9 protein-coding genes are annotated in these 10320 nt (G+C 73.1%); all 9 read right to left on the bottom strand.

All coding sequences use genetic code 11. The features are described from left to right. Positions 1-34: 34 nt before the first annotated feature. Positions 35-3328 (bottom strand): GH92 family glycosyl hydrolase, encoded by a 3294-nt coding sequence (locus AB0M26_RS13300; RefSeq protein WP_365259202.1) that lies wholly within the window; start codon positions 3326-3328, stop codon positions 35-37. A 249-nt stretch (positions 3329-3577) separates the two neighbouring features. After that, positions 3578-4045, bottom strand: coding sequence for a hypothetical protein (locus tag AB0M26_RS13305; protein WP_365259205.1), 468 nt, complete (start codon positions 4043-4045; stop codon positions 3578-3580). Between the two features lie 130 nt (positions 4046-4175). Beyond that, positions 4176-4937: a DNA polymerase ligase N-terminal domain-containing protein gene (locus AB0M26_RS13310; RefSeq protein WP_365259208.1), complete on the bottom strand. Its 762-nt coding sequence runs from the start codon at positions 4935-4937 to the stop codon at positions 4176-4178. 183 nt (positions 4938-5120) lie between these two features. After that, positions 5121-5705: a hypothetical protein gene (locus AB0M26_RS13315; protein WP_365259434.1), complete on the bottom strand. Its 585-nt coding sequence runs from the start codon at positions 5703-5705 to the stop codon at positions 5121-5123. Positions 5706-5731: 26 nt separating this feature from the next. Then, on the bottom strand, positions 5732-6547 hold the full coding sequence (locus AB0M26_RS13320; RefSeq protein ID WP_365259211.1) for an FkbM family methyltransferase: 816 nt from the start codon (positions 6545-6547) through the stop codon (positions 5732-5734). Then, on the bottom strand, positions 6544-6774 hold the full coding sequence (locus tag AB0M26_RS13325) for a Trm112 family protein (protein ID WP_365259214.1): 231 nt from the start codon (positions 6772-6774) through the stop codon (positions 6544-6546). Before AB0M26_RS13325 ends, AB0M26_RS13320 begins: the two co-directional genes overlap by 4 nt. After that, complete coding sequence (locus tag AB0M26_RS13330; protein ID WP_365259437.1) at positions 6771-7820, bottom strand: hypothetical protein; 1050 nt, start codon at positions 7818-7820, stop codon at positions 6771-6773. The genes AB0M26_RS13325 and AB0M26_RS13330 overlap by 4 nt, the downstream gene beginning before the upstream one ends. After that, positions 7820-8647: a class I SAM-dependent methyltransferase gene (locus AB0M26_RS13335; RefSeq protein WP_365259217.1), complete on the bottom strand. Its 828-nt coding sequence runs from the start codon at positions 8645-8647 to the stop codon at positions 7820-7822. Before AB0M26_RS13335 ends, AB0M26_RS13330 begins: the two co-directional genes overlap by 1 nt. After that, positions 8644-10269 carry a condensation protein gene (locus tag AB0M26_RS13340; protein ID WP_365259220.1) on the bottom strand — a complete coding sequence of 542 codons (1626 nt, stop codon included), beginning with the start codon at positions 10267-10269 and terminating at the stop codon, positions 8644-8646. The genes AB0M26_RS13335 and AB0M26_RS13340 overlap by 4 nt, the downstream gene beginning before the upstream one ends. Positions 10270-10320: the final 51 nt, after the last annotated feature.

Here is a 10320-nt window from a genome sequence, read left to right on the forward strand (position 1 = left end):
CCCGTCTGCCCCCACGGCGTCCCTCCGGTGGGGCTCAGCTCAGGGTGATCGCGTAGATCTCGATCCTCGGGTCGTCGGGCAGGGCCATCGAGCGCACCGTCCTGGACGCCTCCAGGGGCGCCGTGTCCGCGAACAGCCGGACCGCCGGGCCACCGGTGCCCCGGCCCGCCTTGATCCGGTGCGGCGTCTCCAGGGCCACGGAGCTGCCGTCCGGTGCCTTGCCGGCCCAGTCGCCGATCTTGACCGGCACCTCGGCGCTGCTCCCGTCCTCGTAGCGCACCGTCAGACGGGTCGTCACCGGCCCGTCGTGCGAGGCAGCGACCAGGCGCAGCGAGGCGTGGCGGTTCGCGGGGAGCAGCAGCGTCTGGCCGCGCGCCTCGACGAAGTTCGCGCCGCGGCCTGCCGGGTCGGGCGCGTCGTGGAGCACTCCGTTCCAGACGACAGGACCGGCTTTCGGCAGCAGCGCACCGTCATAGCTCCAGCCCCGGTCGTCGAAGTCGCCCTCGGCCGGGCGGGCGGTGGTCGCCGTGCCGTCGTGGTTCCGGTAGGGGCCGAGGCCGACCGCGCAGCTGGTGCCCGCGGTCGCCGCGCAGGTCGCGGCCGGCCGTACCTCGACAGCGGCGTTGCGGGTGACCCTGTTCGCGCCGTCCGCCGCGACGTCGATGCGGACCGGGTACGAGCCGACGGGCGTGGACGCAGGGACGGTCACCGCCAGCTCCACCGTCTTCTGCACCGGCGCGTGTCCGGACCGCACGTCCAGGGGTGGGGGCGGAGAGGCCGTCACCTTCCAGCCCGGAGGCGCCTTCGGCGTGACCGAGACGCGCAGCCGGTCCGGTGCCTGTGCGAGAACGTCCAGTGTCAGACGGGCGGTCCGGGCCGTACCGCCCTGCGGTACGGCGTCGGCGGGCGTACGGAGTGACGCGTCGACATGGCGGCGGGTGTCCGGTGCCGTCCGGCCCACCGACGGGGGTTCGACGCCAGGCGCCGTCCCCCATGCGGACGGCTTCGTGCCGAGCGTGTGGTCCAGGGAGCCGCCGTGCGCGAGCGAACGCCAGCCCAGCCAGGACGTGGTGACGTTCCGCCCGTCCAGCGACGCCTTCTGCACGTACCGCCTGGTGTCGCTCGCCCCCGGGGCCCTGATGGCCAGGGTCCCGCCCTGACGGTCGCCGAAGTGTCCGATGCGCACGGTCGCCGAGGGGAACTGCGGGCTGGACAGGGCCAGGAAGTCACCGCCGTTCATCGTCGGATAGAGGCCGAGCGAGGAGAAGACGTACCAGGCCGACATGGTGCCCAGGTCGTCGTTGCCGGTCATGCCGTCCGGGCCGTCGGTGAACAGGGTCATCGCGGCCCGCACCACGTCCGCCGTCTTCGCGGGCGCACCGGCCCAGTGGTAGACGTACGGGGCCAGCAGATCGGGCTCGTTGTTCGGGTTGTACGTGGACTTGCCGTAGTAGTCGTACGGCTTGGAGATCCAGGCCTCGCGCGCGGTGCCCGCCGGGTCGGTGAGCAGCTTGTCGTGGGCGAAGAACGCGTCGAGCCGCTTCTCCGCGGCCTTCCTGCCGCCCATCAGGGAGATGAGACCGGCCGGGTCCTGCGGCACGAGCCACTGGTACTGGTACGCCCCGCCCTCGTGGAACTGGTGCCCCGCGGCGACCGGGTCGTACGGCGTCACCCAGGTGCCGTCGGCGGTGCGCGGACGGAAGTTCCCGGTCGAGGAGTCCCACAGGTTCCGGTACCACTGCCCGCGGCCGGCGAACATCCGCGCGTCCGCTTCGTACCCGAGCCCGCGGGCCATCAGGGCGAGCGAGGTATCGGCGGACGCGTACTCCAGGGTGGCCGAGGCCGGGTGTTCGCAGTCGTTGTCGCCGCCCTTGTCGGCGCAGTCCTCGCCGATCTCCAGGCCGGAGGGGAGATAGCCGCGCGCCTCGTAATGGTCCACGCCGGAGCGGCCGTTGAAGGGCGAGCCGGCCGGCGGCGTTCGGGTCGCGTTCCTCCGCAGCAGGGCGTACGCCTCTTCCTCGTGTCCCTTCAGTAGCCCCTTCGACCACGCCTCCACGAGGAAGGGGGTGACCGGGTCGCCGGTCATGATGTTGGTCTCGCTGTTGGCGAGCGCCCAGCGGGGCAGCCATCCGCCGTCGCGGCCTATGGCGAGGACGGACAGCGCGATGTCGCGTGCGACCCCGGGTGTGAGGAGTTGCAGGAGCTGGTTCTGCGGGCGATAGGTGTCCCACAGCGAGAAGTTCTGGTATGGCGTGAAGCCGGAGGCGGTGTGGACGTCGTCGTCGAAGCCGCGGTAGCGGCCGTCCACGTCACCGGCGAGATTCGGGTGCAACTGGGCGTGGTAGAGCGCGGTGTGGAAAGCGCTTCGCCGCTGCTGCGAACCGCCCCCGATCCGTACGGCGCCGAGCTGCTTCTTCCAGGTGTCGCGCAGGGCCTCGCGCGTGGCGTCGAAGTCGTACGAGCCCTTCGTCTCGGCCCGGAGGTTCTTCCGGGCGCCCTCGATGCCGGTGTACGAAAGACCGGTCTTCACCACCACGTCCCGGTCGGATATCGCGTCGAAGGACACCCAGGCGCCGTTGCTCCCCTCACCCTCCGCGTCCCGGCTCCCGGGTTCCGGCTTGTCGCCGCGCCAGGTGCCGTGGGCCTTGAAGGGGCGGTCGAAGGTGGCAGTGAACCAGACGGTGTGCCGGTCGTCACCGGAGCAGAACTTGCCCGCGCGGATGCGGCCTTCGACGGTCCGGTCACCGACGACGTGCACCTCGGAGTCGAACACGTCCTGATTGGCCTTGCCGGTGTTGAACAGCACATTGGCGGATCCGACGGCCGGGAAGGCATAGCGCTGCCAGCCGGTGCGTGCGGTGGCGGTCAGTTCGGCGTCGATGCCGTAGCTCTTGAGTCCCACGCGGTAGTAGCCGGGCTCGGCGTCCTCGTCGGAGTGGGAGTACGCCGAGCGGTAGTCGTCCGGGTTCACACTGCGGACGGGGCCGGTGGTGGGCATGATCGGGAGCTCGCCCGAGACGCCGCAGCCGACGCCGGACAGATGGGTCTGGCTGAACCCGTGGATCTTGTCCTGCTGGTAGTCGTAGCCGCCCTGGCCGCCGTTGTCCGGGCTGACCTGGACCATGCCGAAGGGAGCGCTCGCGCCGGGGAAGGTGTTGCCGAAGTTCTGTGTGCCGACGAAGGGGTTCACCAGGTCCACGGGGCTGTCGGCGCGTGCGGCGGCGGAGCGCACAGTCCCGAGGACGTCACCGGCCAGCAGGCCGGCGACCAGCAGAACGGCCGCCGACCCCGCCGAAACCACGCGGATCCAGACTGCCCGGAGTCGCATCGGTCCACCCCTTGTGCTCGTGTGCTGCCGCGCATGCTGACAACGTTGTCCGGATGAATCCGCGAAACGGTTTCACGCGCCCCTGGCGGTGTCAATGGGCCCGTCATGAACGGCAGATGGCGATACAAGGACAGATGCGTTGACTGTGGTATGTACTGCCTGATCCGGGTCGAACCGTGGCGTTTCTCCGTCGGCGCACCTGCTGCGGCTCCGGCTGCGGCCCGAGGCTGTGGCGTCCGCCCGTGGCCGCTACCGCTCGTCGTCGGTCAGCTCGCTGCGCGCGTCGTGCAGTCCGGCGAGCGCCTCGGCCAGGAACCCCTCGGCGGCGTCCAGACTGTGCCGCACCTCGCGGTCGTCGCCCACGCTGAGGTAGGCGCTGATCAGGTTCGCCGCGGCGACGGCGGCGTTGCTCGCCGCCTCCATCGCGGACGGCTCCGGCTCGTCCGCGCTCTCCGCCTGCAGGGTGTCCAGGGCCGAGCGCTGCAGGCGGTTGGCGAGGATGGCCAGGCCCAGGCCGTCGTCGCCAACCATCGCGTTCCAGCCGGCGATCAGCTCGGGCAGGCCGGTGGGCGGGTCCTCGGCGGGGTGGATACGGGCCGCGATCTCCGTCTCGACCGTGGCCAGGAGCGCGCCCAGCAGCTCCGGCAGGTCCTCGGGCCTCGGGCCGGCGGGGCGCAGCTCGGGATCGACGACGGGTTCGGCGCCAAGGCCCACCAAGGCCTGCAAAACCTGGTCCGCGGACAGTGCGTGATCACTCTCTGAACTGGTCACCCCCGGTCAACGAGCCGCCGCGCCGACAGGTCATGCCGTACGCACCCGGTTGCCGGGTCGTGCCCGGTCCCGCCGGTCAGTCCCGGCCGTTCTCGTTCTCCCGCGCGAGATCCTCGGTCGTACGGCCGCTGCGGACGGAGGCGGGCTGCGAGCCCACCGGGTTGCGGCGGGCGTCCGCGGTCTCGTCGGGCTTCTTCACCAGGATCCAGCGCTCCTTGTCGCCGTCGCGGCCGGTCCGTGTCAACGCCCAGCCCCCGCGCAGCTTCTCGCCCTCCAGCCGGAAGGAGACATGTCCGCGCTCGACCGCCTCGGCGACCGGGACAGTCCTGCCGCGGTGCTCGGTGCGGTTCTCGTAGTGCCCCGCGTCCCACACGATGACCGTGCCCGCGCCGTACTCGCCGCGCGGGATGACGCCCTCGAAGTCGGCGTAGTCGAGCGGATGGTCCTCGGTACGCATGGCCAGGCGCTTCTCCCGCGGGTCCATAGCCGGCCCCTTGGGCACCGCCCAGGAGATCAGCACATCGTCCGCCTCGAGGCGGAAGTCGTAGTGGAGGGAGGTCGCGGAGTGCTTCTGGACGACGAAGCGCGGGGCGCCGCCCCGGGGCTCGCCACCCATGGGTTCGGAGGTACGGTCGGCGTGGCGCTTGGAGCGGTAGGTCGTCAGCCGGTCGTCCCGGTTGTGCTTGCCTTTGTCCTTCCGGCGCGTGCCTCCGCCCTTTCCGCGTGTGCCTCCGTCCTCCCGGCGCGTGCCACCGTTCTTGCGGTCCGTGACGCGCATCTGGATGCGGCTCCGGTCCCCGGTGCTGCTCCGGCTGTTCTCTGGGGTTTTCGCGGCCATGGCCGCCGGGTTCCCGTACCGCATGCCCGCAAACAGGGAGGAAAGCCGCGAAGGGGGATCGTCGCGGGTCGTGGCCGCCCGGCCGCAGGCGCCGGCGCCACCCGGCGAACGCGACGTCGTTCCTCCGCCCCTGCCCCACTCGCTGCGCCGCTCCCCACATCCCTCGGACGTCGCCTGCGCGGGCTACGGGTCGAGGCGCTGGAGCAGGCCCCAGGTGAACTCCGCGATGTGGCGCGGCCGTTCCTCCGACCCCTCCGTCCCGGGTGCCGTGAAGGCGAGCTGCCAGCGCGTGGGAGCCGTGCCCTCCATCGGCGTCGCGGGGGCGAAGGCGCGGGCGACCTCGTCGATCGTGCAGCACCACGGCCGCAGGTCCGTCATGCTGCGCAGGTCGGGTCCCGGCGCCCCCGGAGCACGCACCAGCCATTCGTTCCACACCTGGCCCCCGGGCCCGGTGACCACCTCGAAGCGCAGGTCCGGCCAGAGCGGCAGCCGCCAGCGGAGTGCCTCGCAGTTGAGGTCACCGATCCGCCGGGCGACGACCTCCTCGGGCGGGCCCAGTGCCGAGCGGTAGCGCTGCACGGCCGGGCGGGCTCCGCGGGCCCGCGCCCGGGCCTGCCAGACGCGGTTCGCCCCGCGCATCTCCGCCTTGCCGACGCCGAGTTCGCGCAGCGCGTCCTCGACCAGCCCCGGCTGGTGGTCGGCCATGCGCCGCAACAGGACGAGCGTGAGCTCCAGAGGACCGAAGGGGGCGGAACCGGGGCGGGACATGGAGGCCATGCCCCCAGTCTCCACCGTCACCACGCCGTGGGCAGGGCGCGGAGGCAGGACGGTGCGATCGCCGGGCGGGGCCGGTGCCCGGAAGGGAGGAACAGCACGGAGTTGACGTAGCGGCGGTGCGGGGCGAGGCTGCGACGCAGCAGCCCGTGCTCGGCGACATGGCCCCGGCGGTACTGGTGGCCCGTCAGGTCGAAGGATGACAAGGGCACCCAGGTCGCCCGGGGCAGCACCCAGCCGTCGTAGCCGTGGCCGTTCAGCAGGGACAGCACCGGGCCGAGCGGCTGGATGCGGACCTCCAACTCGATGAAGAGCGCGGGCCGGTCGCGCCGCAGGGTGCGTTCCGCGCCGCGCAGCACGGCCAGTTCGCTGCCGTCCACATCGACCTTGATCAGGCCGACGTCCGCCAGGCGCAGGCCGTCCAGGAGATCGTCCAGCGGTACGCACCGCACCGCAAGCGCCGTGCCGTGGACCTCGCGCCGCACCAGCGAGGACACCCCGCGATCACCTCGCCCGCCCGGCGGCAGCCAGAGCGTCGCCTCTCCCGTACGGTCCGTCGCGGCGGCTTGGACGACCGTGACGTTCGCGGGTGCTCCGGCGGCGAGTTGGCGGGCCAGATGCGGTACGGGCTCGACGGTGACGACCCGGTCGGCGCGGCGCGCCATCCGTCGCGACCACGGCCCGTACCAGCCGCCGACGTCCACGGCCGTGCCGCCCCGGGGGCAGAAGTCGGCCAGCCGCCGCAACTCCGGCTCGAACCGCGGATAGAGCAGCGCGGCGCCCGCGCCGACCCACCGCGACGGCAGCCGCGGTGCGAGGCGCGCCGCGAGGGTCACGGCCCGCTCCGCCCCGTGTCGGCGGGCGCGTTGCCGAGCAGGCGGCGGTGTTCGGGGTCCGGGACGGACTCGCCCGAGGAGGGGAGCAGCTGGGGAATGCCGTCGACGATCGGATAGCGGCGCCGCAGGCGCGGGTTGTAGAGCGCGTCACCCGGCTCCAGCAGGATGAGGGGGCCTTTGTCGAGCGGGCAGGCGAGGATCTTCAGCAGAGGGTCGTCGGGCTTCATGAGCGGGCTCCTCGGGGGGAGGCTGAGTCGGTGACGGGCACGGCGGTCGAGCCGGTCGCGGATCCGGCGGTGACAGCGGTCGTGCCGGCGGTGGGTCCGGTCGTGCCGGCGGTGGGTGCGGTCGTGCCGGCGGTGGGCGCGGAGGCGGGGGAGACCGGTGGTGCGGCGGTGTCCGGTTCGTGGCGCGGCAGCATCAGCAGCACGCTCACGGCCAGAGCCGTACCGCCCAGCCGCAGGACCAGCCGTACGGGGTCGTGCGGAAGCGGTTCCCCGAACGCGAAGCTGCCGCTCGCCACGGTGAACACACAGGTGACGGTCGAGCACACCGGCACGATCAGCGAGGCCCGGCAACGCTGCAGAGCCGTCTGCGACAGGACGAGGCCGGTGGCCCCGGTGAACAGCAGGAGATATGGATACGGGGAGGCGATCAGCTCGAGTGCCGCTCCGCGGATGTCATGGGTGCCCAGCAGTCCGGCCACGCCCTTGATGGCGAGCGAACTCACCCCGTACAACAGGCCGACGGCCACCCCGTACTCCACGCCCGTGGTCGGCGGCCGGTGACGGCGTCGGGTGCGCCGCTCCGCGGACCCGTACAGCCACAACCCGACCACCAGGGACGGTACGCAGAGCGCGAGCAGCGTGCCGGCGGGTGCTCTGCGGCTCACCGCCTCGCCGCTGCCCTGCAGGGAGGCGACGACCATGACGAGGGCGGCGATGATGACGGCGACGCCGCGGCGCTCGCGGCCGGTCGGCCGTTCGCCGAGAACGACCGAGGACAGCAGGAGCAGCAGCACGAGCCCGGAGATGAACAGCCCTTGGGCCGCGACGATCGGAAGCGTGCGGTAGACGACCAGCTGGGCGGCGAACCCGGCAGCGAGCGCGAGCGAGCCGCCGATCCACAGCGGGCTCCCGATCAGCAGCCGCACGACCCGGGCGGGCCGTCCGGCACTCAGCGGCGGCAGTCCGGCGAGCGCCCGTTTCTCCAGCACGAAGCCGGTGGAGTAGAGGACATTGGCCAGCAGCGCGGCGGTCACCCCCCACCACATCATGACGCCGCACCCGACGTCCGCCGCGCATGGAGCAGCAGGATCGAAGCCACGGAAGGCCACCGGCAGGCCGCGCGGTCCAATGTGCGCAGCGCCCGGGGCACTCCGTGGAACGGGGCGCCCGTGACCGTCACCACCTCGAAGCCGGAGGCGGCGACCAGTTCCCTCAGCGCGCGGGCGGTGCACAGCCGCAGATGGCCGACCACCTGGCTCCCCGGCCTCCCGTGGATCCGGCGCAGACTCACCTCGGAGAAGACGGGCTGTATTCCGGCGAGCAGCAGCACCCGGTTGTACCAGGCGGCGAGGTTGGGCGTGGAGAGCATCAAGTGGCCGCCGGGGCGCAGGACTCGGCGCAGCTCGTCCAGCGCGGCGTCCGGGTCCACGAGGTGCTCGATGACCTCGCTGAAGAGCACGGCGTCCGCCGCGCCCGTCGCGAACGGCAGCCCCCCGTCGGTGAGTTCGCCCCGCACCACGTACGGGACGCGAGGCGCGGCCCGGCGCAGTGCGTCCTGCGACCAGTCCACGCCCACGATCCGGTGTCCGGCCAGCACGCGGGCGGCTGTGGCCGCGGCCGATCCGTCGCCGCACCCCACGTCGAGCACGGTCGCCGGAGGCCGCGCCCCCTGCCGTACGGGCCCGAGCGCGCGGGCCAGGATCCGGGCCTGGCGCAGACTCCGTTCCTCGCCCGAGGCGACGGGCACAGCCGGGTTCTCGTAGAAGTCCCGCAGCCCCGGGGCGGCTTGCGGGGGCGGACCGGGACGCGCGGCGGTGCGGGCGGCCTCCCGCGAGGGGGAGGGGAGCTGGGGCGCGAAGCGCGAGGGGGTCATGAGGGGTTCCCCGGGGTTCGGGCGCCGGGTTTGGGACGGCCCGCGGTGAGTCCGGCAGAGACGTCCGGCCCGTACGGCACAGCAGCCGTCGCCGCGAGCGCCCGCTCGAACAGGCCGGCCAGCGTAGCCGCCGCCTCGTCGTCCAGCAGGGCGCGCGACCAGCGCAGAGCGAGGTGGAGGCGGCCCGCGGTGCTGGCGGTCGTCACCGTGAGACCGCGGGGCATCCGGGCGGGGGCCGAGAACCAGACCGCCCGCGCCCGGCCCGCGTCCCCGAAGTCCAGCGGATAGGGGACACGGCCGATGTTGCTCAGCAATGTCGTCGACGTCCACGGCGCGGCGGCCCTTCGCAACGCCCGTGTCACCGACGCCCGCAGGCCCACCGGCAGCACGGGGGCGGTGAGCAGAGCGGCCCCCCGGCCGAGTGGCGGACGGGACGCGGCCTTCAGGGCGCGGGTGGTGCGGGCGGTCCTGCGCAGCAGTTGTGCGACCGCCGCCGGATCGGGCCGTTCGTCGCTGAGCAGGTCCAGCTCGGCCCGGTCGCCCGTGGTGACGGGGACCTCGACGAGCCGGGTTCCGTTCCCGATCGGCATCTCGGCGCCGCGCGTCCGGTCGTCGACCGGCATGGTGATGCGGATGGGGCCGCAGGAACGGTCGTGCAGACGGTTCCAGCGTGCCGCCATCAGGGCTGTGGCGACGAGGAGTTGGTCGTTGACGGTGTACGGGGCCGCCGTACGGGACGGGCGGGGCGGTACGGGAAGGTCGGCGATGAGCATGCCGTTCCCGGTGGACCGGGTGGCGGTGTCACGGGCGATGCGCGCGGGTCTGGCCCACGCGGACTGTCCGGATGCGGACGGCGCCCGGTCATCCGGCTCCGGGCGGGGATCCGCTCCCGACTGCCGTACGGGAGGGGGCGCGGGCTCGTTGCCCGCGCCTCCGTAGATCTCGGCCGCGGTGGCCAGGACACGCAGGCACGCGGGCCCGTCCAGTGCGGTGTGATTGACGGTGAGGAGAAGGACGCTGCCCTCGCCCTGGTGGGGGACCTCCCCCTGGTGTGTGCCGTCCTTTTGGCAGGCGCCGTCCCCCCCGTGGGTGCCGTCCCCTTGGCGGGCGCCGTCCCCCCGGTGGGTGCCCTCCCCTTGGCGGGCGCCGTCCCCCCGGTGGATGCCGTCCCGGCTGGATCCGTCGCGGCCGCCGGTGTGCCGACCGCCCACAGGGCCCGGCGTGATCACCTCCAGCCTCACGGGCGGTGAACTCGTCAGCGGCGGGCAGGCGGACAGCGCGCGAGCACGCGCCTGCGCGAGAGCGTCGGGCCCCGGGGGCGGGAACGACACGGGATCCGTGTCCGGCGCGTCGGTGAGCTCCCACGCGTAGCGCCACCGGTACCAGCGGCCGGGAGCCTCCCGCATCAGGATCCGGGGGTGTCGCAGCAGGGCCTCGTTGAACGCGACGCGCAGCCGCCCGGGTTCGGGCCTCCCGGAGAGGTGCACTTCGATGTGCACGGTCTCGGGCTCCTCGTCAGTGAGGCAGTGGCGCGAGACCTCGTCCACTGTGCCGAACGGTATCCGTGACGCGGGCCGTGCCCCGGGCCGCCGTCGCCCCGAGGAGGAACGGAGAGCGGTCATGGTGCGTCCTCCGGGGAGAGCGCGGCCAGGGAAGCAGCCTTCCGGGGGATC

The sequence above is a fragment of the Streptomyces sp. NPDC051776 genome (genome assembly GCF_040681345.1).
Taxonomy (GTDB): domain Bacteria; phylum Actinomycetota; class Actinomycetes; order Streptomycetales; family Streptomycetaceae; genus Streptomyces.